The sequence below is a fragment of the Mycobacterium sp. HUMS_12744610 genome (assembly GCF_041206865.1).
Lineage (GTDB): Bacteria > Actinomycetota > Actinomycetes > Mycobacteriales > Mycobacteriaceae > Mycobacterium > Mycobacterium servetii.
The window spans coordinates 3,919,030-3,943,701 of the sequence record NZ_JBGEDP010000001.1 but is presented as its reverse complement, the minus strand read 5'-3'; the positions used below and the strand labels follow the sequence as shown (position 1 = coordinate 3,943,701).

The 24,672-nt window shown below is 66.9% G+C and carries 17 protein-coding genes and 6 pseudogenes; 16 read left to right on the top strand and 7 right to left on the bottom strand.

Features of this window, described 5'->3' with window-relative positions; translation table 11 throughout:
- The first annotated feature begins 60 nt into the window (after positions 1-60).
- Complete coding sequence (locus tag AB8998_RS18815; protein ID WP_369739257.1) at positions 61-735, top strand: MBL fold metallo-hydrolase; 675 nt, start codon at positions 61-63, stop codon at positions 733-735.
- Positions 732-2,006, top strand: a complete 1,275-nt coding sequence (gene hisS / locus AB8998_RS18810; protein WP_369739256.1) for a histidine--tRNA ligase — start codon at positions 732-734, stop codon at positions 2,004-2,006. The genes AB8998_RS18815 and hisS overlap by 4 nt, the downstream gene beginning before the upstream one ends.
- A 155-nt stretch (positions 2,007-2,161) precedes the next feature.
- On the opposite strand, the pseudogene AB8998_RS18805 reads toward hisS, so the two are convergent.
- From AB8998_RS18805 to AB8998_RS18795, 3 genes and pseudogenes are all read right to left on the bottom strand, one after another.
- Positions 2,162-3,472 (bottom strand): annotated as a pseudogene (locus AB8998_RS18805) (IS1380 family transposase).
- A 217-nt stretch (positions 3,473-3,689) separates the two neighbouring features.
- On the bottom strand, positions 3,690-4,748 hold the full coding sequence (locus AB8998_RS18800) for a transposase (protein WP_369739255.1): 1,059 nt from the start codon (positions 4,746-4,748) through the stop codon (positions 3,690-3,692).
- Between the two features lie 8 nt (positions 4,749-4,756).
- Positions 4,757-5,086 carry a hypothetical protein gene (locus AB8998_RS18795; protein WP_369739254.1) on the bottom strand — a complete coding sequence of 110 codons (330 nt, stop codon included), beginning with the start codon at positions 5,084-5,086 and terminating at the stop codon, positions 4,757-4,759.
- A gap of 331 nt (positions 5,087-5,417) precedes the next feature.
- Between AB8998_RS18795 and AB8998_RS18790 the strand changes: the two genes are divergently transcribed.
- The gene (locus tag AB8998_RS18790) at positions 5,418-5,687 is read left to right on the top strand and encodes a PE family protein (RefSeq protein ID WP_369739253.1); all 270 of its coding nucleotides are present in this window, start codon (positions 5,418-5,420) and stop codon (positions 5,685-5,687) included.
- A 32-nt stretch (positions 5,688-5,719) separates the two neighbouring features.
- A complete protein-coding gene (locus AB8998_RS18785; protein WP_369739252.1) occupies positions 5,720-6,742 on the top strand; it encodes an Rv2578c family radical SAM protein in 1,023 nt (340 codons plus the stop codon).
- On the opposite strand, the gene AB8998_RS18780 is transcribed toward AB8998_RS18785, so the two are convergent.
- On the bottom strand, positions 6,739-8,325 hold the full coding sequence (locus AB8998_RS18780) for a purple acid phosphatase family protein (protein ID WP_369739251.1): 1,587 nt from the start codon (positions 8,323-8,325) through the stop codon (positions 6,739-6,741). The genes AB8998_RS18785 and AB8998_RS18780 overlap by 4 nt on opposite strands.
- Before the next feature lie 98 nt (positions 8,326-8,423).
- Here AB8998_RS18780 and AB8998_RS18775 point away from each other — a divergent pair, with 98 nt between their 5' ends.
- Positions 8,424-8,870 (top strand): hypothetical protein, encoded by a 447-nt coding sequence (locus AB8998_RS18775; RefSeq protein WP_369739250.1) that lies wholly within the window; start codon positions 8,424-8,426, stop codon positions 8,868-8,870.
- On the opposite strand, the gene AB8998_RS18770 is transcribed toward AB8998_RS18775, so the two are convergent.
- The gene (locus AB8998_RS18770; RefSeq protein WP_369739249.1) at positions 8,845-9,369 is read right to left on the bottom strand and encodes a helix-turn-helix domain-containing protein; all 525 of its coding nucleotides are present in this window, start codon (positions 9,367-9,369) and stop codon (positions 8,845-8,847) included. The genes AB8998_RS18775 and AB8998_RS18770 overlap by 26 nt on opposite strands.
- 50 nt (positions 9,370-9,419) lie before the next feature.
- Here AB8998_RS18770 and AB8998_RS18765 point away from each other — a divergent pair, with 50 nt between their 5' ends.
- The 10 genes and pseudogenes from AB8998_RS18765 to AB8998_RS18720 all read left to right on the top strand — a co-directional run.
- A complete protein-coding gene (locus AB8998_RS18765; protein ID WP_369739248.1) occupies positions 9,420-10,220 on the top strand; it encodes an aldolase in 801 nt (266 codons plus the stop codon).
- The gene (locus AB8998_RS18760; protein ID WP_369739247.1) at positions 10,217-11,083 is read left to right on the top strand and encodes a dihydrodipicolinate synthase family protein; all 867 of its coding nucleotides are present in this window, start codon (positions 10,217-10,219) and stop codon (positions 11,081-11,083) included. The genes AB8998_RS18765 and AB8998_RS18760 overlap by 4 nt, the downstream gene beginning before the upstream one ends.
- Positions 11,084-11,105: 22 nt before the next feature.
- Positions 11,106-11,810: a thioesterase II family protein gene (locus AB8998_RS18755; protein ID WP_369739245.1), complete on the top strand. Its 705-nt coding sequence runs from the start codon at positions 11,106-11,108 to the stop codon at positions 11,808-11,810.
- 137 nt (positions 11,811-11,947) lie between these two features.
- A pseudogene (locus AB8998_RS18750) lies at positions 11,948-12,679 on the top strand (transposase); the annotation flags it as partial.
- 144 nt (positions 12,680-12,823) lie between these two features.
- A complete protein-coding gene (locus AB8998_RS18745; protein WP_369741377.1) occupies positions 12,824-14,059 on the top strand; it encodes an IS256 family transposase in 1,236 nt (411 codons plus the stop codon).
- Positions 13,977-14,624, top strand: coding sequence for a transposase (locus tag AB8998_RS18740; protein WP_369741650.1), 648 nt, complete (start codon positions 13,977-13,979; stop codon positions 14,622-14,624). The genes AB8998_RS18745 and AB8998_RS18740 overlap by 83 nt, the downstream gene beginning before the upstream one ends.
- Before the next feature lie 596 nt (positions 14,625-15,220).
- Positions 15,221-16,972: an AMP-binding protein gene (locus tag AB8998_RS18735; RefSeq protein WP_369739244.1), complete on the top strand. Its 1,752-nt coding sequence runs from the start codon at positions 15,221-15,223 to the stop codon at positions 16,970-16,972.
- 64 nt (positions 16,973-17,036) lie between these two features.
- Entirely contained in the window at positions 17,037-17,903 is an 867-nt protein-coding gene (locus tag AB8998_RS18730; RefSeq protein ID WP_369739242.1) for a class I SAM-dependent methyltransferase, read from the top strand.
- Between the two features lie 4 nt (positions 17,904-17,907).
- Positions 17,908-19,653 (top strand): AMP-binding protein, encoded by a 1,746-nt coding sequence (locus tag AB8998_RS18725; RefSeq protein WP_369739241.1) that lies wholly within the window; start codon positions 17,908-17,910, stop codon positions 19,651-19,653.
- Positions 19,650-21,836 (top strand): annotated as a pseudogene (locus AB8998_RS18720) (type I polyketide synthase); the annotation flags it as partial. The gene AB8998_RS18725 and the pseudogene AB8998_RS18720, both read left to right, overlap by 4 nt.
- A 48-nt stretch (positions 21,837-21,884) precedes the next feature.
- On the opposite strand, the pseudogene AB8998_RS18715 reads toward AB8998_RS18720, so the two are convergent.
- Positions 21,885-22,133 (bottom strand): annotated as a pseudogene (locus tag AB8998_RS18715) (transposase); the annotation flags it as partial.
- Positions 22,134-22,265: 132 nt separating this feature from the next.
- On the opposite strand from AB8998_RS18715, the pseudogene AB8998_RS18710 reads away from it, so the two are divergent.
- Positions 22,266-23,500, top strand: a pseudogene (locus AB8998_RS18710) (IS256 family transposase).
- A 55-nt stretch (positions 23,501-23,555) separates the two neighbouring features.
- Here the strand turns inward: AB8998_RS18710 and AB8998_RS18705 are convergent.
- Positions 23,556-24,555, bottom strand: a pseudogene (locus AB8998_RS18705) (IS256 family transposase); the annotation flags it as partial.
- Between the last annotated feature and the right edge of the window lie 117 nt (positions 24,556-24,672).

Below are 24,672 nucleotides of genomic sequence, written 5' to 3'. Positions count from 1 at the left end.
GCTCAGGCTAATGCGGGCGCCGCGACGGGTGTCACGCGGCCCCATGGGAAACTGGGAACCGTGTTGATCACCGGATTTCCCGCCGGGATGTTGCAGTGCAACTGCTACGTCCTGGCCGAGCGGCCCGGAAGCGATGCCGTCATCGTCGATCCGGGGCAGCGTGCGATGGGCCCGCTGCGCCGCATCCTCGACAAGCATCGGCTGACGCCGTCGGCGGTGCTGCTCACCCACGGGCACATCGACCACATGTGGTCGGCGCAGAAGGTTTCCGACACCTTCGGTTGCCCGACCTACATCCATCCCGAGGACCGGTTCATGCTCAAGGACCCGATCTACGGCCTGGGGCCGCGGCTGGCGCAGGTGGTCGCGGGGGCCTTCTTCCGCGAGCCCAGGCAGGTGGTCGAGCTGGACCGCGACGGCGACAAGCTCGATCTGGGCGGTGTCAGCGTCAACGTCGATCACACGCCCGGACACACCCGCGGCTCGGTCGTCTTTCGGGTCCCGCAGGCGGGCGACGCCGATGCCGACGTGGTGTTCACCGGCGACACGCTGTTCGAGCGCTCCGTGGGCCGCACCGACCTGCACGGCGGCAGCGGCCGCGACCTGCTGACCTCCATCGCCGGCAAGCTGCTGGTGCTCGACGACAAGACGGTGGTGCTGCCCGGGCACGGCAACGCCACCACCATCGGCGCCGAACGCCGGCACAATCCCTTCATCGAGGGCCTGAGCCCGTGACGGAATTTACGGCGTTCTCGGCGCCCAAGGGGGTGCCGGACTATCTCCCGCCGGAGTCGGCGCAGTTCGTGGCCGTGCGCTCCGGCCTGCTCGGCGCCGCCCGCCGGGCCGGGTACGGCGACATCGAGCTGCCCATCTTCGAGGACACCGCCCTGTTCGCGCGCGGCGTCGGGGAGTCCACCGACGTGGTGTCCAAGGAGATGTACACCTTCGCCGACCGGGGTGACCGCTCGGTGACGCTGCGGCCCGAGGGGACCGCCGGGGTGGTGCGCGCGGTGATCGAGCACGGTCTGGACCGCGGCGCGCTGCCGGTCAAGCTCTGTTACGGCGGACCGTTCTTCCGCTATGAGCGCCCGCAGGCCGGGCGCTACCGGCAACTGCAGCAGGTCGGCGTGGAGGCGATCGGGGTCGACGACCCGGCGCTGGACGCCGAGGTGATCGCGGTCGCCGACGCCGGCTTCCGCGCGCTGGGGCTCGACGGGTTCCGGCTGGAGATCACCTCACTGGGCGATGAGACCTGCCGCCCGCAGTACCGGGAGCTGTTGCAGGAGTTCCTGTTCGGGCTCGATCTCGACGAGGACACCCGCCGGCGCGCCGAGATCAACCCGCTGCGCGTGCTCGACGACAAACGGCCCGAGGTGAAGGCGATGACGGCCGACGCCCCGGTACTACTGGACCATCTGTCCGACGTCGCCAAGGCCCACTTCGACACCGTGCTGGCCCACCTGGACGCCCTCGGGGTGCCCTACGTCATCAACCCGCGCATGGTGCGCGGGCTGGACTACTACACCAAGACCACGTTCGAGTTCGTGCACGACGGCCTGGGCGCGCAGTCGGGCATCGGCGGTGGCGGCCGCTACGACGGCCTGATGCACCGGCTCGGCGGCCAGGATCTGTCCGGCATCGGCTTCGGGCTCGGTGTCGACCGGACCCTGCTGGCGCTGCGCGCCGAGGGCAAGAGCGCGGGGGAGACGACGCGCTGCGACGTGTTCGGAGTGCCGTTGAGCGAGGCCGCCAAGTTGCGGCTGGCGGTGCTGGCGGCACGGCTGCGCGCCCGCGGTGTGCGCGTCGACATGGCCTACGGCGACCGGGGGCTCAAGGGCGCGATGCGCGCCGCCGACCGTTCCGGTGCGCGTTTTGCGCTGGTCGCCGGCGACCGTGACCTGGAGGCCGGCACGGTCGGGGTGAAGGACCTGACGACCGGCGAGCAGGTGCCGGTGGCGACGGATTCGGTTGTCGACGAGGTGCTTTCGGGGTTGCGCGCCGTTTAGCCTCAATCCACCGATGGGCTATCGGTCTGAAGTCGATTTCGGTTGTGCGTCTTGAACTGGGTGTGCTGCGGTGTTGGACGTGTGTGATCGCCCGACCTCGGTGTCGGGTTGTTCCACTTGGTCTTTCGCGTTGAGGGTCGGTGGGAGCGCGTGGGTTAGGCGATGATCGGTGTGTTTCGGCGAAACAGGCTGTCGAACAGGGTGTTCCACGCTGATTTCCATGGCCAGCCCTGCGGTGGGTGCAGGGTCAGGCGGCGGGCCGAGGACGCGATCCGCGCCGGCACCGTGATCAGCGTGCGGCGGATGGTGGCGGTGCGGGCCCTGGCCAATCGGGGCCCGGCGATGGTGGCTGCGGCGCGGGTGAGGTTGAACGCCATCACCGCCAGCACCAGCCAGGCGGCGTTGGCGGCGAATCGCCCCGAGTGTAGATGCGCCAGGGCGGAGTCTTTGAGGTCGGCGTGGACCTGTTCGATGATCGCGTGACCGCGGTGGGTCTTGTCGGCGGTGACAGTGGCCAGGGCGCTGGTGGTGAAGAACGCGTGGAAGCGCCAGGTGTCAAACAGCGTGGCTTGCCCGTCGCGGCTGCGGTGGTTGAGGTCGGGGATGCGGCGCACCACCAACCGGCCCGGGACCTGCTTACTGGCCTTCTTGGAACTGAACGCGGTGAACGCGATCTCGGCGACCTCGGCGCGCGAGTTCCCTCTGCCGGTGGTTTCGTCGTAGATGGCGTCGGTGTACTCGATGGGCGGATCGCCGCCGACACGGTGGGGTGTCGGTAGAACGCGGAGTCTGCCCGCAGCGATACCTTTCCGGTCGACCCGGTCGACCGCAGCCGGCGCGCGGTGGCCAGGGCGTCGGAGACCATCCGGGCAGCTCCGCGTGGGGACCCGCAGGCGCCCTTGCGCAGCCGCTGGCCAACGATCACCGGCGCGGGGTGTTCGGTGGTGACCGTAGCGATCAGCGCGTTCAAACCCCGGACCCCGGAGTATCGGTAACCGGATCCCTGCTTGCCGGGTCCGTGCACTTCGATGATGGTGTCGTCGATGTCGACGAGCACCGGGCCGTCGATCCCGGCGACCAGCGGGGTGCGGCCGTGCAGTCCAGTCAACAGCCGGGCGGCAACGGCGTCGAGTTGGCGGACGTGCCCGAAAGTGAATTCCCGCAGGAACGACCCCAGCGTCGACGGCGCGTCGGGCCGGTCGAACAGGCTGCCCATCGCCCCGTGCCGCAGCAATGCCATGTCATCGATGCTGTCGGCGCCGGCCCATCATGCCCGCGACCAGCGAGGTGACCTTCGCTCCGGCGTTGGCGCCCGTGTCGGTGGGCACGCTGAGGTGCTCATCCGCCAAGGTCGCCAGGTCGCACTGCTGGGCCAACGCCATCATCGGGACCAGGCCCGCGCAGGACACCAGATTGGGGTCGTCGAAGATCGCGGACGCTACTGGTCGAGTGTGAGATCGTTGCATCTACGAGATGCCCTTCGTTCTGGCCGAATGTGATCCTTGAGAAATCCCATTCTCCCACCACGACAGGGCATTTCGGCGTTACAACTCACATAAAACCCCTACCGAATCGGTGTATCCAGGTTTAGTCGGGCCGCTGGCGTGACGCGTGGCTTCGTGTCTCCATGTCCCACGGTCGCATGAGGTGTTTCTGACTTAACCGCAGAGATCGCGCGGGAAATTACCCAATGCATGGCGTCTCCCCGGTGGGGTTGGTGCTGGTTCGACGATGGTAGTCCAGGCGGCGTTGGCGTGCTCGGTCGAGGCCGTCACGACGGGCCTGGCGGATAGCCTCTCCACGGCCGGCGTGCTCGTCGTCGGGGGTCACATAGCCAATCGCTTCGTGGAGCCTGACGCAATTGTATTCGGTTCGCACCCTTGCGAGTTCGGTTTCCAGCAGCGCCGGGTCGGTGATGGCCTCCAGGTGCGGCCACTCGCACTTGATGTGGCCGAAGAACGATTCGATCCACGCTTGGTCTTGTGGCACGCCGGGGCGACCATGGTGTTGGACGATGGCCATCAGGGCCATGAAAGCGCGGGTGTCGTGGGCGGTCATCGGCGGCCCGTTGTCGGAAACCGCCAGTAGGATCGGGCGGCGCGGATCGTCCGCGTCGAGGTCGAGGCGCTCGTCGGTCAGCAAATCCAACAGGTCCTCGATTTCGAGGGCGTGTTCGAAGACCACCTGCACCTGGGTGGTGGTCTCCTCGACGCTGACCAGGGTGTCGATCCACTTGCGTGACACCATATCGACGATGGCGAAGACGACGCGGCGAGCCCGGGTGAAGTGGGTCGCGTCCCAGATCCAAATCCGGTTGGGCGCCCACACCAGCCAGTCCGGCCAGGGCTTTTTCTCCGACCGGCGCCGTGGTTGAGGTGCCGGCAGGCTCAGCCCGTGGGTGATGAGCACCCGGCGCAGGGTGGCCGGCGCCACCCACACCAGCTGCTGGTAGGAGCCGCGGTGGGCCAGCTTGCGATGCGACCGGTCGATCGGACCCCACTGCTCGACCAGGTCGAGGATCGCGGCCACTTCCTCGGGCAGCAAACCGTGTATCGGGTGCCCGCCCGGGGCGCAGTCGACCAGGGTGCCAGTGTCGCGGCGCCGCGCCCGCCACCGGTGCACCCGCGAATCGGAGACCTGCCACAGCGCACACGCCCAGCTATGGGAGAACCCGGCTGCGACCGCCTCGTCGACCGTCTTGAGGACCAGCTCCTTCGCCTCGGCGGGGACCCGCGCCGGCACCGGTCCGCTCAGCCCCAGCCGGATTTTCCCCGCACAACCGCCAGCTCGATAGCCTGCGCCTTGACCGCCTCGGTCAACTGCGCGATCTCGGATCGTGCCGCCTCCAATTGCCAATCGCGTTGCCGGCCAGGACGCCCCGGCTTGCGGGCCAGGGCGGCCAGTGCGGCGTCTTTGACTGTGCGGCGTATCCCGATCACCGTTGACACGTCGACGGCCCACCTGCGCGCGGCCTCGGCCTGGCTGATCTCCCCGGCAGTGACCTGCAGGAAGATCTCCCACTTCGTCTCCGCCGACAGCTTCATCGGCCGCCGACGGCCGGACTCGTTCGACTCGGGCATGGATCGCTCCTCTCGGATCACCCGAGAAGACTCCCACCCTTGGGTAATTTCTCACCCCGATCTCTGCGGCGAAGTCAGACGCAAACCACGCAGCGCCGGGAATTAACACCTATCCGTAACTGAGACGACTACCACGTGTCGAAGCTGTGCAGGTTACAGAATTCGGTAATTGGATATGCGCAGCAGTGACTTTTGGCCTACGGCGATCTTCGATTCGGGCCTGACCATTGGACTTGAATTTAGTCGGTTTCGGGTGGCCGGCATCGGTCTGAATAGTTCTGCCGCAGTGAGCCTTTGAGGCGCGGTAGGTGCTGCTTGAGGAGGCTGGGCAATGTCTTTTATGTCGGTGGCGCCGGATGCGGTGGCGACGGCGGCGTCGGATTTGACGCGGGTCGGGTCGGCGCTGAGCGCGGCGGGTGCGGCGGTGGCGGCGCCGACGACGGGGATCCCGGCTGCGGCTGAGGACGAGGTGTCGGCGGCGATTGTGACGTTGTTCTCCGGGCATGGCCAGACTTATCAGGCGTTCAGTGCGCAGGCCTATGTCAGCGCGGAGACGGCCAATCTTTCGCCGCTTGCTCGCGGCCCGTCGGGGCGCCCTTGACCCACTATTCGAACTTGTGTTCGAATAGTGGCGTGCGCTGGTCCGGTCAGGCCGTCGCGGTCAACGGGGCGCCCGTCGACGACGGGGCGCTGCCCGGGCTGCAGCGGATCGGACTGCTACGCAGCGTGCGGCACCCGCAGTTCGAGGGCATCACGTTCCACGAGGTGCTGTGCAAGTCGGCGCTGAACAAGGTTCCCGGCGCGGCGACGCTGCCGTTCCGCTACACCGTCAACGGCTACCGCGGCTGCTCGCACGCCTGCAGGTATTGCTTCGCCCGTCCCACCCACGAATACCTCGACTTCGATCCCGGCGCCGACTTCGACACCCAGGTGGTGGTCAAGACCAACGTCGCCGAGGTGCTGCGCCGCGAGCTGCGCCGGCCGTCGTGGCGGCGCGAGACGGTGGCGCTGGGCACCAACACCGACCCCTATCAGCGGGCCGAGGGCCGCTACGCGCTCATGCCGGGCATCATCGCGGCGCTCGCCGGGTCGGGCACGCCGCTGTCGATCCTGACCAAGGGCACGCTGCTGCGCCGCGACCTGCCGCTGCTCGCCGCGGCGGCCGCCCAGGTGCCGGTGTCCGTCGCGGTGTCGCTCGCCGTCGGCGATGCCGAGCTGCACCGGCAGGTCGAGCCGGGCACGCCGACGCCGCAGGCGCGGCTGGGCCTGATCACCGCGATCCGCGACGCCGGGCTGGACTGCCACGTGATGGTCGCCCCGGTGCTGCCGCATCTGACCGACTCCGTCGAGCATCTCGACGGGCTGCTCGGCCGGATCGCGGCGGCCGGCGCCACCGGCGTGAGCGTCTTCGGCCTGCACCTGCGCGGCTCCACCCGCGGCTGGTTCATGTCCTGGCTGGCGAGCACCCATCCCGGCCTGGTCGGGCCGTACCGCGACCTGTACCGGCGCGGCGCCTACCTGTCGGCGGGCTATCGGACGGCGCTGCGGGAGCGCGCCGCCGCGCTGATCGTCAAGCATGGGCTCGGAGGCGACGATCGTCCGTTTCCCCGCGCACCCGAGGCGGTGGCGGCGCCGGTGCAGCCGACCCTGTTCTAAGTCCCGTCGCCGCGGGGCTTGGTGAGGGTGAACTCGTCGACGACGGTCATCGCGCCGAACGGCCCGCTCAGCGCGTAATGCGTCGCCTTGATCGAGGTATTGCCGCCGGGACGGCCCGGGTCGACCTGGAAGGCCGCGAAGCCGTGCGGGTAGTCGCGGTCGCGAAACGCCGACCACGGCGCCTCTTCGGTCACATAGATCGGCGCCTTGCGCCCGATCGCGGGATCGAACGGGCCGACGCCCGTCACCACCCGGCACCGCCGGTCGGGGAAGAACATCCCGTTGGACGGAAGCGAGGTGCCGCCCCCGCCGATGACGACGTGCACCGTGCCCTTGGTCGCGTCGATCACCCCGTCGCCGGTTTCGACCGGCTTGGGCGTGCGGGTGTCGGTGCCGAGCGTGCCGCGCACCGGGTGCGACCGTTCGTAGTGATGCTCGTGGCCGCACACCACCAGGTCGACCCCGTACTGGTCGAACAGCGGCAGCCACTGCTCGCGGATGCCCAGGTCGGCGCCGTTGGTGTGGTCGGCGGTCGAGATCGCGGTCTGGTGCATGCACACCACCACCCAGTCGACGTCCGGGTCGCTTCGTGCGGCGGCCAATTCGCTTGCGAGCCAGCGCTTCTGCTCGCCACCCGAGTAGCCGTGCACGTAGGAGTTGCCGCCGTCCTGGAAGCACACGTCGTCGTTGCTCAGGCTGATCACCCGCACCGAGCCCGCGGTGAACGAGTACCACAGGCCGCGCAGTTCCCCGGTGGCGCCCGACTCGGGCACCGCGAAGTACGTCTGGTAGGCGGCGTAGCCGATCGGCCCGTTGCCCAACTCGTTCTCGTGGTTGCCCGCCGCGGGCATCCACGGCCGGTAGCGGGCGGAGCGGGTGTTGTTCTCGAACCAGTTCGACCAGGTGCGGATACGGTCGCGGGCGAGGTTGGCGTAGCACAGGTCGCCGTTGACCAGGTTGAACAACGGCCCGACCCGTTCGATCGCCAGCGTGGTGTCGGCCGCCGCCGGCGAACCGATGTTGTCCGTCCCGTAGCCGCCGTCGGCCAACTTGTCCAGCGCCGGAGTCGACTGGTCCCCGAAGCTGGTGAAACACAACGGCTTTCGTCCCCTTGGCGCGCTCCGCACCGTCCCGGTGACCGGATCGGCGCCGTCGTGTACCGCCGCGTAGACGTAGTCGGAATCCGGGGTCAGGTCGGTCAGGCGGGCGTGGTTGACCCGCACCTCGGTGTGGGACTTGGCGTCGCGGTAGGTGCGGGTTTCGGCCGCGACGGTGCGCCCGAAGCCCGCCGCCGGCGTGCCCAGCATGACGCGCGGATTGCGGACGGCCTCGGTGGTGTGCCAGGACACCACCACCTCCGTGCCGGCGTTCCTGCCGAACTGCAGGTGCAGCCCGGACACCGGCGGCGCGCCGGTACGGTCCGGCTGATACCAGACGCCGGGTCCGTGCGGGTGCGACCACAACAGCGCACCGGCCCCCAGCCCGACGCCCGCGCCGACACCGGCCCCGGCCGCCGCGACGGCGCTCGTCGTCAACAACCTGCGGCGGCTGATGGTGCGGGGCTGCCCGGATTCGTCGGTCATGCATGCTTCATACCCGAGCCGGGCGACGGTGGGCATATCCACCGGTGAACACCGCTTTCGGCGGAGCGGTCCGTAACGGATTCGGTACCGTCTCCGACATGATCAACGTGCGAGAAGCGATCAGCGTATTCGGGGCGGCGGTGGCCGCGGCGGCTTTCGCGGCAGCCGTCACGCCCGCGACCTCCCAGGCGGACCCGGCGGCCGGCCATCAGGTGACCTACACGGTCAGCGCCACCGGCAACCTGACCGGCCAGGTGCGCTACATGAACAGCGACCCGCCCAGCCAGTCCGCCTTCGACGACAACTCGTCGAAGTACATGAACACGGTGCAGGCGACGTTCAGCGCGGACCAGCCGCTGGTGTACACGACCACGTTGGCGAACCCGAACCAGTGGGCGTTCGTCAACGCCAGCGGCGGGTGTCACTGGCCGGACTGTGGCTCCGGGTCCACCCCGCAGCTGCACTGCGAGATCGCCGTGGACGGCAAGGTCGTGGTGACCCAGAACGCCACCACCGGCGTCACCTGCTCGACGCGTCCCTGGTAGCGACCACGACGACCTCGGCCGGTTCGCCGCCCACCGCCCGGAGGGTGTGGCCGATCGCCGCGTCGAAGTAGGCGCTGTCGCCGGTGCCGAGCGCGAGGGTCGTGTCCCCGTATTCGAGTTCGACGGCCCCGGAGTGCACGAACACGAACTCCTGACCCGCGTGCACGGGATGTGGATCGTCGGCGGCGTGCTCGCCCGGGCGAACGACGAAGGGCGACATCGATTTTGCGAGCAGCGCGGCCCCCAGCGCCCGATAGCGCTCGCCGGGCTGACGCCCGGCCCGGTCGATGGCGATCTTCTCGGAGGCCGTCTCGCCGGAGAACAGCCGCCCGACGTCGACGTCGAGCGCCCGCGCGACCTTGAGCGCCACCGCGATCGACGGCGTGCTGAGCCCGCGCTCGACCTTGGACAGGTAGCTCTTGGTCAGTCCGGTGGCGGCGGCGAGCCCCTCGAGGGTGAGGCCGCGTTCCCGGCGGACCGCGCGCAGCAGTGCCGTCATCGGCGCCCCTTTCATGACACTAAGTTTCCTATTGTGATACATTGTGTCAGATGGCGAGTACGTTCACCGACTCCAAATCCGACCTGATGCGTCGGGCCGCCGAGCAGCTGAGCGCCCATGTCGACGATCCGCAGTTGACCACCCGCCAGAAGCTGGCGCTGACGTGCCGCGCGCTGTTCGACGCCGGGCACGACTCGGGGCTGACCGGCCAGATCACCGCGCGGGCCGAAGCGGCGGGAACCTATTACACCCAGCGGCTCGGGCTCGGGTTCGACGAGATCACCGACGACAACCTGCTGCTGGTCGACGAAGACCTCAACGTCCTCGACGGGGACGGGATACCCAACCCCGCCAACCGTTTTCACAGTTGGATCTATCGCGCGCGCCCCGACGTCCACTGCATCGTGCACACCCACGCCTTCCATGTCGCCGCGCTGTCGATGCTGGGGGTACCGCTGGTCGTCTCCCACATGGACACCACGCCCCTCTACGACGACTGCGCGTTCCTGCCCGACTGGCCCGGCGTGCCGGTGGGCAACGAGGAGGGCGAGATCATCACCGCCGCACTCGGCGCCAAGAAGGCGGTCCTGCTGGCCCATCACGGCCAGGTGGTGGCCGGGGCCAGCGTCGAGGAGGCGTGCTCGTTGGGCATCCTGATCGAGCGCGCCGCCAAGCTGCAGCTGGCCGCCATGGCCGCCGGCACCATCAGGCAACTGCCCGAGCAACTCGCCCGCGAGGCCCACGACTGGACGCTGACCCCGCAGCGCAGCCGCGCCAACTTCGCCTACTACGCCCGCCGCGCGCTTTCGCGGCATCCCGACGCGCTGACCACCTCGGGGGGGCGGCAGTGATCCACGGCATCATCGCCTACCCGGTGACCCCGTTCGCCGACACCGGAGTCGACACGGCGCGGTTGGCCGCGCTGGTCGACAAGCTGGTCGCCGACGGCGTGCATGCGATCGCCCCGCTGGGCAGCACCGGTGAGTTGGCGTACCTCGAGGAACCCGAGTTCGACAGCGTGGTCGACACCACCCTGGCCACCGTCGCCGGCCGGGTGCCCGTGGTCGTGGGCGTGTCGGACGTGACGACCGCCAAGACCGTCCGGCGCGCCGCGTACGCGCAACGCGCCGGCGCCGCCGCGGTGATGGTCCTGCCCGTCTCCTACTGGAAGCTCACCGAACGCGAGATCGTCGAACACTACCGCCGCATCGGTGACGCCATCGAGATCCCGATCATGGCCTACAACAACCCGGCCACCAGCGGGGTGGACATGCGCCCCGAGTTGCTGGTCGCCATGTTCGAGGCCATCGAAAACCTCACGATGGTCAAGGAATCCACCGGCGACCTGTCCCGGATGCAGCGCATCGCCGAACTATCCGGCGGCCGGCTGCCCTTCTACAACGGCAGCAACCCCCTGGTGCTCGACGCGCTGCTGGCCGGCGCCTCCGGATGGTGCACGGCCGCACCGAATCTGCGGCCGCAGCCGTGCCTCGACCTGTACGACGCGGTGCGCGCGGGTGACCTCGACACGGCGCGCGCCCGCTACGACGACCTGAAAGGCTTGCTGGAGTTCATCGTCGCCGGGGGACTGGCCACCACGGTCAAGGCGGGACTGGAACTGCTCGGCTTCCCGGTCGGTGATCCGCGCCCGCCGTTGCTGCCGCTCGACGAGCGGGGCCGTGCGGCGCTGCGGGAGTTGCTGCCGGGCACCTGAACGACCCGGGTACGGTGGATTCGTGAGTGGCGGTACGCAGAAACTCTACGTGTTCCCGCACGCCGGCGGATCGGCGCAGTACTACGTCCCGTTCGCCAAGACGTTCTCGAACGTCAAATGCGTTGCGGTGCAATATCCCGGACGGCGCGGCACGCAGGATCTCGCGTCCTTCACCGGGATCGGTGACCTGGCCGACCAGGTCTGCCGGATGCTGCCGCCGGCCGAGCGGTCCGAGGACAAGGTCGCGTTCTTCGGCCACAGCATGGGGGCGTTGGTCGCGTTCGAGGTGGCGTGCCGGTTCGAGGCGGCGGGCAATCCCATCGCCGCGCTGTTCGTCTCGGCGTGTGCGGCGCCCGGCCGCATCGGCTACGACTATATTCCCGACTCCGATCGCGGGCTGCTCGATGCGGTCAGCGAAATGACCGGTGTGAACCCGGAATTTCTGGCCGACGAGCAATTCGCGGCGAAAATTCTGCCGACGTTGCGCGGCTTCAAGGCCATCACCAAGTACGAGTGCGCGCCCGACGCGAGTGTGTCGTGTCCGATTTTCGCGTTCCTGGGTGATACCGACGAAGTCGCCACCCCGGAGAAAGTCGCTCCGTGGGCCGAGCGCACCTCGTCGGCGTTCAGTGCGCGGGTGTTTCCCGGCCATCACTTCTATCTCGACGACCACCTGCCGCAGCTGGTGGGCGACATCGAGGAAAAGATGTCCTTGTGCCGGGGCTGAGGCCCATCACCCCCGGATGGGCTCTTGTGACGTTGTCGTGGGTTCGCTGACCTGGGAATTTGGGCGCAACGCCGTGTCCTGCTTACGTTTTGGACTGTCTAGGGTTCAATCCGCGAGAAGGAGCTACGGCGTTGCGCATGTCCAGGGTATTGGCGAGCGGTCTGGGTGACCAAAACATGGTGATCGAGGACGTGACGATCGAGACCGAGACCACGGGTCGGAAGCAGCCGAAGACCTCCGAAGTTCTGGTGTTCTCGGTGCGGCCCAAGGCGTCGCAGGCGGGCCGGTGCTCGCGGTGCCGGAAGCGGTGCCCGGGCTATGACGCGGGGGGCCGGGACGGGAACGGGATCAGGCGCTGGCGGACCCTGGATGTGGGGACCACAAAGGCGTATCTGCAGGCCGCGGCCCCGCGGGTGGCATGCGGCGAGCATGGGGTGGTGGTTGCGCATGTGCCGTGGGCGCGGCCGGGCGCCAAACACACCTGGGCGTTCGAGGACACCTGCGCGTGGCTGGCCGCGCACACCGCATTGAGTGTGCTCACGGTGCTGCTGCAGATCGCCTGGCGCACCGTGGCGGCGATCGTGACCAGGGTGGTGGCCGATGGCCGCGACACCAACGACCTGCTCGCCGGACTGTCGCGGATCGGCATCGACGAGATCGCCTACCGCAAGGGACATCGCTACTTGACGTGCGTGGTTGACCACACGACAGGCCGGCTGGTGTGGGCCGGCGAGGGCCGCAACCAGGACACGCTGGGCCGGTTCTTCGATCAGCTCGGCGCCGAGCGGGCCAAGCTGCTCACCCACGTCAGCTGCGACGGGGCGGAATGGATCCACGCCCTGGTGCGTGCCCGCGCGCCGCAGGCGCTGATTTGCCTGGATGGGTGGGCGTGTCATTCCATCTGTGTAAGTCCGGGGTGGTCCATCATCGGACCGCCGTTGGGCGGACAGAAGGAGTGTTTTGTGACCAAGACCATGCAGATGCCGGCTGAGGAGACGACCGCGGCGCGGCGGCTGGCCGAGATGTTCACCGAAGAGACGCTGGACTCGTTGATTAAGGATGCGGTGAAGACCGGGACCCCGATCGACGGCGCGGACGGTTTGCTGAACCAGCTGACTAAGGCCGTGCTGGAGCGGGCGCTGAATGCGGAGCTAACCCACCATCTGGGTTATGAGGCCGGCGATCCGGCCGGACGCGGATCGGGAAATTCGCGCAACGGCACCACGCCGAAAACGGTGACCACCGTCAACGGCCCGGTGCAGATCGATGCGCCGCGTGATCGCAACGGCTCGTTTGAGCCGGCGATTGTGCCGAAGAAGACCCGCCGGCTCAACAACATCAATTCGGTGGTGTTGTCGCTGTATTCACGGGGAATGACCACCCGCGATATCGAAGCCCACCTGCAGGAGGTCTATGGGGCGTCGGTGTCGCGGGAGTTGATCTCCAATATCACCGAGGTGGTGGTCGATGAGATCAAGGCCTGGCAGGCCCGCCCGCTCGATGAGGTCTACCCGATCCTCTACATCGATGGGCTGCGGCTGCGGATCGGCGACAACGGGGTCATCACCACCAAGGTCGCCTATTTGGCCATTGGCGTGGATCTGGAGGGCCGCAAACACGCCTTGGGCTGCTGGATCCAGGACTCCGAGGGGGCGAAGTTCTGGCAGAAGGTCGTCATCGACCTGCGCAACCGCGGGGTGCGCGACATCCTCATCGCCTGCTGCGACGGGCTGACCGGTCTGCCTGATGCGATCCGCTCGATCTATCCCGATACCGTGGTGCAGACCTGCGTCGTGCACGTCATTAGGAATGCGATGCGCTTCGTGTCTTATAAGGACCGCAAGAAGGTCGCCACCGCGATGCGGGCGATCTACAGTGCGCCGACCGTCGATGGAGCCGAACTCGCACTCAAGGAGTTCGACCAGCAATTCGGCGCCCAATATCCGGGTGCAATTGACGTGTGGCACAACGCCTGGGGGGAATTCGTTCCGTTCCTGGACTATCCGGTGGAGTTGCGCAAGATCGTCTACACCACCAATGCGATCGAGTCGATCAACTTCCAGTTGCGCAAGATCACCAAGAACCGTGGTCATTTCACGGACAAGGACGCCGCGATGAAGTTGCTGTACCTCGGGCTGCGCAACATCTCCAGCGAGAGAGGAGGCTATTCGGGTACTGGAACGCACAACTGGACTGTGGCGCTCAACACACTCGCCAGACTATTCCCTGGGCGAATCCCATTGTGCTAGAATACAACTCGTAGTCAAATCACCTCTGACTTACACAGAAATCGTGACAGGCTCGGATGGGTTTCATGTCGTGGCCTGGGCCATGAAGGCACTGGACAAGGTGCGGGTACGCACCATGACCCGCGCCGGGATCACCGATCGGCACGCCATGTGGGCGACCCGCAAGAACCCGGCTGACCTGTCCTGCGAGCAGCGCACCAGCCTCGCTAAGATCGCCGACACCAACCGCACCCTCTACCGGGCGTATCTGCTCAAAGAGCAACTACGCGAGGTGTTTCGGGTCAAGGGCACCCACGGGCGGCAGCTGCTGGCCGGCTGGCTGTCGTGGGCGTCGCACTCACGCATCCCCGAGTTCGCCGCGCTGGCCCGCAGCATCCGCCGCTACCGCGACCTCATCTGGAACACGCTCGATCACGGCCTGTCCAACGCCCGATCCGAAGCCACCAACACCCACCTGCGGGCATTAACCAAACGCGCCTACGGATTCCACAGCCCAGACGCACTCATCGCCATGGCCATGCTCACCCGAGGCGGCCTCTGCCCAGCACTACCCGGACGGAAATGACCCACTACAACGTCAGTAGATCCCCCGGATGAACGTTGAATTAATCCCCGCGCCAAGAATATAGGAATCTGCTGTGCCTTGCCTGAGGCTTTGCGATGTGTGCAACTCCACAGTGAGCGCTGTGGCGGCCAGAGCGCGCCCGCGGGCGGGCGGAGGCGGCCCGGGCGTGGAATCGCAGGCGCGGCGACCGGGCAAATCGCGGCAGCAAACCAACGTGGGTGGCAAGCGCCGCGGTGGGCGCGGGTGTGCCGGCCACCGGTTGGTGTCGCCGTAAACTGGGCGCCGCGCCGCAGGGCCGGTTCCGGCACTCCGGGGGCGGTGTCGCGGCCAAAAGCGGTACGTACGTACCAACGGCGCCGCGTGGTGCGCGCACGGCCGCACGGTGACCCCGGCTATCGCGGTTGCGGCGCCGGGCAAACATAGAAAAAGGTCTGTGCTCGTGCATTCGTGACGCTGAAAGTCTTTCGGCGCAACGCGATTACATACCGGCCGAACGGGGTACCGCTCCGGAACCGAGGGGTTTCGTCCGAATGGGCCACGTATGCTCGATTTTGGGTCGGGGAAAAAGCAAATCTGTACAGCTGTGTTACTGGGGGTTGTTAGTGGGGGATTGGTCCATACCTGCCGTCTTGCGCGAGAATGCCTCGCGTGAGCCTGATGCGGCCGCGTTCACGTTCATCGACTACGAACTCGATCCGCGGGGCTACTCGGAGACGCTGACGAGGTCCGAGGTGCAGCGGCGCGTGCAGGCGCTGGCCGGGGAGTTGGCCTCCTGTGGATCGCCGGGGGACCGGGTCGCGATATGCGCTCCCCAGGGTCTCGACTACATCATCGGGTTTCTCGGCGCCATGGCGGCCGGCTACATCGCGGTGCCGCTGCCCGTGCCGCAGTTCGGTACGCACGACGAGCGGGTTGCCGCGGCGGTCAACGACAGCGCCCCGGTGGCGATCCTGACGACGTCGGACTCCGTCGACGACGTCGTTTCCTGTGCGCGCGACGTCGCCGGCCGCGCGCCGGCCGTGATCGAACTTGACGCCCTGGACCTCGACATCGGCGCCGGCGCCGCCAGCCGGGAGAGCGCGACGCCGAAGACGAAAGTGGCACTGCTGCAATACACCTCGGGCTCCACCCGGGCACCGGCGGCGGTCGTGGTGACACACCGCAACGTCATCGCCAACCTCGACCAGGTGATCGACGACTACTTCGAGGACAACGGGAAGGTGCCACCGCCGGACATCACGATGGTGTCGTGGCTCCCCTTCTACCACGACATGGGTCTGCTGCTCGGCGTGGTGGCCCCCGTGCTGCGGGGGTTCCCCGCGGTGCTGACCAGTCCGACGGCGTTCCTGCAGAAGCCGTCGCGGTGGATCCAGATGCTGGCTGCCCACCACTCTTTTTCCGCCGCACCGAACTTCGCGTTCGAGCTGGCCGCGCGGCGGACCAAGGACGAGGACATGGCCGGCCTCGACCTCGGAAACGTGCACACGATCCTGAGCGGTGCCGAGCGGATTCACGCCGCGACGATCCGGCGCTTCACGCAACGCTTCGCGTCGTTCAACCTGCCCGGCACCGCGTTGAAGCCGTCCTACGGGCTGGCCGAGGCGATGGTGTACGTCGCGTCGTCGACCCCGGGGCGTGCCCCGGTAACGGCCCGCTTCGACTACGAGAAGCTGTCGAGCGGCTACGCCGAGCGTCTCGACGAGAGCGGCGGGGGCTCCGAGCTCGTCGGCCACGGCCGCTCGCGTGCCTGCACCGCGCGGATCGTCGACCCCGGGACGTGCCAGGAGAACCCGGCCGGCAAGGTCGGCGAGATCTGGGTGCACGGGGAGAACGTCGCCGGCGGTTACTGGCGCAACCCGGAGCTGACGGCAAGGACTTTCGGGGGACGGATCGCCGGCCCGTCGCCGGGCACACCGGAGGGTCCCTGGCTGCGCACCGGTGACCTGGGGGTCATCTCCGACGACGAGTTGTTCATCGTCGGCCGCATCAAGGATTTGCTGATCGTGGACGGGCGCAACCACTACCCCGACGACATCGAGGCCACCATCCAGGAGATCACGGCCGGGCGCGCCGCGGCGATCTCGGTGCCCAACGGCCAGCGCGAGCAACTGGTCACGATCATCGAGTTCAAGAAGAGGGGCAATGAGGGCGGCGGTGCGGTGGACGTCCGCACCGTCAAACAACGGGTCAAGACGGCCGTCTCGGAGTCGCACAGCCTGCGAGTCGCCGACGTGGTCGTGGTGCCGCCCGGCTCCATCCCGATCACCACCAGCGGCAAGATCCGCCGCTCCGCCTGCGCCGAGCAATACCTGCAGGACAAGTTCGCCGAAATGCAAATTCCGGCCTGACGTCGTCGTTCGACGGCACCGAATCGCAGGAAATCCGCAATATCGCAGCTAAGGGGGCGTGGGCATGACGACGACAACCGACCGGGGGGCATCCGCCGAATCAATCCAGCACCACTATGACGTCAGCGACGCGTTCTACTCGCTGTGGCTGGACGAGTCCATGACGTACTCGTGCGGCTTGTGGCAGACCAACGACGACTCCCTGTCGGCGGCGCAGACCCGCAAGATCGACTACCTGGCGTCGCTGGCCGGTGCCCGTGGGCGCAAACGCGTGCTGGACATCGGGTGTGGCTGGGGCTCGGCCATGCAACGCCTGGTCGCCGCGCACGAGGTGGAACACGTCACGGGCCTGACCCTGAGCGAGGCGCAGGCCCGCCACATCGAGGAACTCGACGACTCGCGCCTGCAGGTGCGGGTGCAGGACTGGGCCGACTTCGTTCCCGATGAGCCCTACGACGCGCTGATCAGCGTCGGCGCCATGGAACACTTCGTCAAGTTCGGGTGGGAGCGGTCGCGCAAGGTCGCCGCCTACCGGGCGTTCTTCGAGAAATGCCACGAGGCGCTCAAGCCCGGGGCGGGCATGGCGTTGCAGACCATCGGCAAGGGCAGCGTCGCGCTCGACGAGCAGGGGCTGAAAGACACCCTGTTCATCGTGCAGCACATCTTCCCGGAGTCGGACCTGCCCAGGCTCGCCGAAATCGTGCACGCCTCCGAGAAGCTCTTCGAGGTCAGGTCGGTGGTCAACCATCGCGAACACTACGCGCGCACGTGCGCGGCCTGGCTCGACAGACTCCAGGCGAACATGGACGAGGCGGTCGAGATCACCGGCCGCGAGAAGGCGGAGGCGTACGAGACCTACCTCAAGGCATGTGTTCGGCAATTCGAGCAGGGCCACGCCAACCTTTACCGTCTCTCTCTCCGAAGGGTGTGAAGCCTTGGGCTATACATGCATTCCCGACGCGCTGCGTGACCAGGCGCGGCAGCAGCCGGATGTGCCGGCCTACACGTTCGTCGACTACGACATCGACCCGGCCGGGCAGACCCAGACGCTGACGTGGCGTCAGGTGCACGAGCGCGCGCAGATCGTCGCCGCGGAACTCGCATCCTGCGGCTCGCCCGGTGACCGTGCCGCGATCCTCGCCCCGCAGGGCCTGGAGTACGTGATTGCGGTCCTCGGCGCTATGGAGGCCGGTTTCATCGCCGTCCCCCTGTCGGTGCCGATGCTGGGCGCGCACGACGAGCGGGTTTCCAGCGCGCTGAAAGACAGTGCGCCGTCGGCGATCCTGACCACCTCGGTGGCCGCCGCCGACGTCGACGCCTGCGTCCAGGCGCTCCCCGGCCCGCCCCCGGCGGTGATCGAGATCGACGCGCTCGACCTCTACGGCGCGCCGGCCGGCCGGCCCGGTGGTACGCAGCAGACCAAATCTGCTCTGCTGCAATACACCTCGGGTTCGACACGGGCGCCGGCCGGCGTCGAGGTGACGCACAAGAACGTCATGGCGAACCTCGAGCAGATCATGTCCGACTACTTCGAGGACCAGGGCGGCATTCCGCCGCGCGACGCCACGCTGGTGTCTTGGCTGCCGTTCTACCATGACATGGGCCTGATGTTCGGCATCTTCATCCCGGTCAGGTTCGGATTGCACGCGGTGTTGACAAGCCCCATCGCCTTTCTGCAGAAGCCAGCCCGGTGGATCAAGCTGGTGGCCGGCGCCGGGAAGGCGGTCACGCCCGCCCCCAACTTCGCCTACGAGCTCGCGGCGCGGCGCACGTCCGACGACGACATGGCGGGCCTGGACCTGGGCGACGTGCACACCTTCATCAGCGGCGCCGAACGGGTCAACCCCGCGACGGTCACCCGCTTCCTCGAGCGCTTCGCCCAGTTCAACCTTCCCGCAACGGGTTTGCGGGCGGCCTACGGGCTGGCCGAGGCGACCGTGTACGTGACGACGTCGAACCCGGGCCGACCCGCGCCGATCATCCGCCTGGACTACGAGAAGCTCTCGGCCGGCTACGCAAAGCGTTGCGGGGTCGAGGAAGCCGGTTCCGAGCTGGTCAGCCACGGCACCCCGCGCGCGTGCACCGTGCGCATCGTCGATCCCGAGACGTGCACCGAGAACCCGGCCGGCAAGGTGGGCGAGATCTGGGTGCACGGCGACAACGTCGCCAACGGCTACTGGCGCAACCCGCAGCTGTCGGAGCCGACCTTCGGCGCCCGGCTCGTCAACGCCTCGCCCGGCACGCCCGAGGACCGCTGGCTGCGCAGCGGAGACCTGGGCGTCATCTTCGAGGGCGAGCTGTTCATTATCGGCCGCATCAAGGACGTCCTGATCGTCGACGGTCGCAACCACTACCCGGACGACATCGAGGCGAGCGTGCAGGAGATCACCCGCAGCCGCGTCGCGGCGATCGCCATCGCGGACGAGCGCAGCGAGCAGCTGGTCGTGATCATCGAGCACAAGGCGCGGGGCGGGTCGCCCGAGGCGGAGCGGGGCAGGGTGCGCGACGTCAAACGCGAAGTCACGTCGACGATCTCGAAGGTGCACGGCCTGCAGGTGAGCGACCTGATGCTGGTCGCGCCAGGCTCCATCCCGATCACCACCAGCGGCAAGGTCCGCCGTTCGGCGTGCGTCCAGAATTACCGGCAGGGTGCGTTCCCTCGCCTGGACGGGGACGCATGACGGTTCACGACGAGCCAGCGCTGCGGAATTGGCTGGTCGAATATCTCGTCACCAACGTCGGCTGCAGTCCCGACGACATCGAACTCGACGCCTCGATGAAGGATCTGGGCGTCGGGTCGCGGGATGCGGTGGTGCTCTGCGGCGAGTTGTCCGAGTTGGCCGACCGGCCGGTCTCGCCCGTCGAGTTCTGGCAGCACCCGAGCATCAACGCGATGGCCAGATTCCTGACCAGCCCGGAATCCGAGCTGCCCGCGGAGCCCGAGGCTGCGGTGGTGGGTGGTGATGAGCCGATCGCGGTGGTGGGTATGGGTTGCCGGCTGCCGGGTGGGGTGGACGGGCCGGAGGCGTTGTGGCGGTTGCTGGGTGAGGGCCGTTCGGCGGTCGGTGAAGTGCCCGCGGGGCGGTGGGGCTGGTTTGACGACGGTTCGCCGGAGTCGGCGGCGGCGTTGGCGGGCACGACGCGCTTCGGTGGGTTTTTGGACGACATCGAGGGTTTCGACGCGGAGTTCTTCGAGATCTCCCCGCGCGAGGCGGCCGCGATGGATCCCCAGCAGCGGTTGTTGCTGGAGGTGGCCCACGAGGCCCTCGAGCACGCCGGCATCCCCGCCGAATCGTTACGGCAAACGCAGACCGGGGTTTTCGCGGGTGCGTGTGCGGGTGAGTACGGGTATTTGGCGTCGTCGGATTTGAGTCGGGTGGATGCGTGGTCGGGGACCGGTGGTGCGTTGAGCATCATCGCGAATCGGTTGTCGTATTTTCTGGATTTGCGGGGTCCGTCGGTGACGGTGGATACGGCGTGTTCGTCGTCGTTGGTGGCGGTGCATTTGGCGTGTCAGAGTTTGCGCAGTGGTGAGTCGGCGGTGGCGTTGGCGGCGGGGGTGAATTTGTTGTTGTCGCCGGCGATCACGCGCAGTTTCGATGCGGCCGAGGCGTTGTCGGCGTCGGGGCAGTGTCATGCCTTTGATGCGGCTGCGGATGGTTTTGTCCGTGGTGAGGGTTGTGGGGTGGTGGTGCTCAAGCGTTTGGGTGATGCGCTGCGTGATGGTGATCGGGTGTGGGCGTTGGTGCGGGGTTCGGCGGTCAATTCCGATGGTCGTTCCAACGGGTTGATGGCGCCCAATCCGGCCGCGCAGATGGCGGTGTTGCGGGCGGCGTATGCCAATGCCGGGGTGCAGGCGCGTGAGGTCGACTACGTCGAAGCCCATGGCACGGGCACGTTGCTCGGAGACCCGATCGAGGCCCGCGCCCTCGGCAAGGTCTTGGGTCGCGGACGGCCCAAAGACGCCCCGCTCCTGGTGGGAGCGGTGAAATCGAACCTCGGTCACCTCGAGGCCGCGGCGGGTGTTGTGGGGTTGGTCAAGGCGGTGTTGGCGTTGCAGCGGGGTTGGATTCCGGCGAATTTGGGGTTTGCCGAGCCTAATCCGCATATTCCGTTCGAGCAGTTGGGGTTGAGGGTTGTCGGCGAGGCGCTGGAGTGGCCGGTGACGGGTCGGCCGCGGCGGGCGGGGGTGTCCTCGTTCGGGTTTGGTGGGACCAATGCCCATGTGGTGCTCGAGCAGGGTCCCGAGCCGGTCGTGGTGCCCGAGGCTGCCGAGCCGGTGGTGAGCACGTTGGTGGTCTCGGGCAAGTCCGCGCAGCGGGTGGCGGCCACGGCTGGGGTGTTGGCCGAGTGGATGGATGGTGCCGGCGCCGGGGTGGGGTTGGCGCAGGTGGCCCATGGGCTCAATCATCATCGGGCGCGGTATCCGGTGTTCGCCACGGTGGTTGCGCGCGATCGCCGGGAGGCGGTGGCGGGGTTGGCGGCGTTGGCGGCGGGGCGTTCGGCGCCGGGTGTGGTGGGTCCGCATGCCGGGTCGTGTCGGGCCGGGACGGTGTTTGTGTATTCGGGGCAGGGTTCGCAGTGGCCGGGGATGGGTCGGAAGTTGTTGGCCGATGAGCCGGCGTTTGCGGGGGCGGTGGCCGAGTTGGAGCCGGTGTTCGTTGAGGTAACTGGTTTTTCGCTGCGGGAGGTGCTCGCCGGTGGGGAGTCGGTGGCCGGTATCGAGCGTATTCAGCCGGTGCTGGTGGGGGTGCAGTTGGCGCTGACCGCGTTGTGGCGGTCCTATGGGATCGAACCCGATGCGGTGATCGGCCATTCGATGGGGGAGGTGACCGCCGCGGTCGTCGCCGGCGCCCTGGAGCCTGTCACGATTTCTGTGTAAGTCAGAGGTGATTTGACTACGAGTTGTATTCTAGCACAATGGGATTCGCCCAGGGAATAGTCTGGCGAGTGTGTTGAGCGCCACAGTCCAGTTGTGCGTTCCAGTACCCGAATAGCCTCCTCTCTCGCTGGAGATGTTGCGCAGCCCGAGGTACAGCAACTTCATCGCGGCGTCCTTGTCCGTGAAATGACCACGGTTCTTGGTGATCTTGCGCAACTGGAAGTTGATCGACTCGATCGCATTGGTGGTGTAGACGATCTTGCGCAACTCCACCGGATAGTCCGGGCGTGTCATTCCATCTGTGTAAGTCCGGGGTGGTCCATCATCGGACCGCCGTTGGGCGGACAGAAGGAGTGTTTTGTGACCAAGACCATGCAGATGCCGGCTGAGGAGACGACCGCGGCGCGGCGGCTGGCCGAGATGTTCACCGAAGAGACGCTGGACTCGTTGATTAAGGATGCGGTGAAGACCGGGACCCCGATCGACGGCGCGGACGGTTTGCTGAACCAGCTGACTAAGGCCGTGCTGGAGCGGGCGCTGAATGCGGAGCTAACCCACCATCTGGGCTATGAGGCCGGCGATCCGGCCGGACGCGGATCGGGAAATTCGCGCAACGGCACCACGCCGAAAACGGTGACCACCGTCAACGGCCCGGTGCAGATCGATGCGCCGCGTGATCGCAACGGCTCGTTTGAGCCGGCGATTGTGCCGAAGAAGACCCGCCGGCTCAACAACATCAATTCGGTGGTGTTGTCGCTGTATTCACGGGGAATGACCACCCGCGATATCGAAGCCCACCTGCAGGAGGTCTATGGGGCGTCGGTGTCGCGGGAGTTGATCTCCAATATCACCGAGGTGGTGGTCGATGAGATCAAGGCCTGGCAGGCCCGCCCGCTCGATGAGGTCTACCCGATCCTCTACATCGATGGGCTGCGGCTGCGGATCGGCGACAACGGGGTCATCACCACCAAGGTCGCCTATTTGGCCATTGGCGTGGATCTGGAGGGCCGCAAACACGCCTTGGGCTGCTGGATCCAGGACTCCGAGGGGGCGAAGTTCTGGCAGAAGGTCGTCATCGACCTGCGCAACCGCGGGGTGCGCGACATCCTCATCGCCTGCTGCGACGGGCTGACCGGTCTGCCTGATGCGATCCGCTCGATCTATCCCGATACCGTGGTGCAGACCTGCGTCGTGCACGTCATTAGGAATGCGATGCGCTTCGTGTCTTATAAGGACCGCAAGAAGGTCGCCACCGCGATGCGGGCGATCTACAGTGCGCCGACCGTCGATGGAGCCGAACTCGCACTCAAGGAGTTCGACCAGCAATTCGGCGCCCAATATCCGGGTGCAATTGACGTGTGGCACAACGCCTGGGGGGAATTCGTTCCGTTCCTGGACTATCCGGTGGAGTTGCGCAAGATCGTCTACACCACCAATGCGATCGAGTCGATCAACTTCCAGTTGCGCAAGATCACCAAGAACCGTGGTCATTTCACGGACAAGGACGCCGCGATGAAGTTGCTGTACCTCGGGCTGCGCAACATCTCCAGCGAGAAGGAGGCTATTCGGGTACTGGAACGCACAACTGGACTGTGGCGCTCAACACACTCGCCAGACTATTCCCTGGGCGAATCCCATTGTGCTAGAATACAACTCGTAGTCAAATCACCTCTGACTTACACAGAAATCGTGACAGGCTCGATAGTCCAGGAACGGAACGAATTCCCCCCAGGCGTTGTGCCACACGTCAATTGCACCCGGATATTGGGCGCCGAATTGCTGGTCGAACTCCTTGAGTGCGAGTTCGGCTCCATCGACGGTCGGCGCACTGTAGATCGCCCGCATCGCGGTGGCGACCTTCTTGCGGTCCTTATAAGACACGAAGCGCATCGCATTCCTAATGACGTGCACGACGCAGGTCTGCACCACGGTATCGGGATAGATCGAGCGGATCGCATCAGGCAGACCGGTCAGCCCGTCGCAGCAGGCGATGAGGATGTCGCGCACCCCGCGGTTGCGCAGGTCGATGACGACCTTCTGCCAGAACTTCGCCCCCTCGGAGTCCTGGATCCAGCAGCCCAAGGCGTGTTTGCGGCCCTCCAGATCCACGCCAATGGCCAAATAGGCGACCTTGGTGGTGATGACCCCGTTGTCGCCGATCCGCAGCCGCAGCCCATCGATGTAGAGGATCGGGTAGACCTCATCGAGCGGGCGGGCCTGCCAGGCCTTGATCTCATCGACCACCACCTCGGTGATATTGGAGATCAACTCCCGCGACACCGACGCCCCATAGACCTCCTGCAGGTGGGCTTCGATATCGCGGGTGGTCATTCCCCGTGAATACAGCGACAACACCACCGAATTGATGTTGTTGAGCCGGCGGGTCTTCTTCGGCACAATCGCCGGCTCAAACGAGCCGTTGCGATCACGCGGCGCATCGATCTGCACCGGGCCGTTGACGGTGGTCACCGTTTTCGGCGTGGTGCCGTTGCGCGAATTTCCCCGATCCGCGTCCGGCGGGTCTTCTTCGATCGCCGGCCTCATAGCCCAGATGGTGGGTTAGCTCCGCATTCAGCGCCCGCTCCAGCACGGCCTTAGTCAGCTGGTTCAGCAAACCGTCCGCGCCGTCGATCGGGGTCCCGGTCTTCACCGCATCCTTAATCAACGAGTCCAGCGTCTCTTCGGTGAACATCTCGGCCAGCCGCCGCGCCGCGGTCGTCTCCTCAGCCGGCATCTGCATGGTCTTGGTCACAAAACACTCCTTCTGTCCGCCCAACGGCGGTCCGATGATGGACCACCCCGGACTTACACAGATGGA

What these genes read in the sequence shown, in the direction of transcription:
- AB8998_RS18795 (WP_369739254.1), bottom strand. Translation starts at nt 5,086, where the DNA reads ATGCCCGAGTCGAACGAGTCCGGCCGTCGGCGGCCGATGAAGCTGTCG.
- AB8998_RS18765 (WP_369739248.1), top strand. Translation starts at nt 9,420, where the DNA reads ATGGCGAGTACGTTCACCGACTCCAAATCCGACCTGATGCGTCGGGCC.
- AB8998_RS18775 (WP_369739250.1), top strand. Translation starts at nt 8,424, where the DNA reads ATGATCAACGTGCGAGAAGCGATCAGCGTATTCGGGGCGGCGGTGGCC.
- AB8998_RS18780 (WP_369739251.1), bottom strand. Translation starts at nt 8,325, where the DNA reads ATGACCGACGAATCCGGGCAGCCCCGCACCATCAGCCGCCGCAGGTTG.
- AB8998_RS18730 (WP_369739242.1), top strand. Translation starts at nt 17,037, where the DNA reads ATGACGACGACAACCGACCGGGGGGCATCCGCCGAATCAATCCAGCAC.
- AB8998_RS18770 (WP_369739249.1), bottom strand. Translation starts at nt 9,369, where the DNA reads ATGACGGCACTGCTGCGCGCGGTCCGCCGGGAACGCGGCCTCACCCTC.
- AB8998_RS18790 (WP_369739253.1), top strand. Translation starts at nt 5,418, where the DNA reads ATGTCTTTTATGTCGGTGGCGCCGGATGCGGTGGCGACGGCGGCGTCG.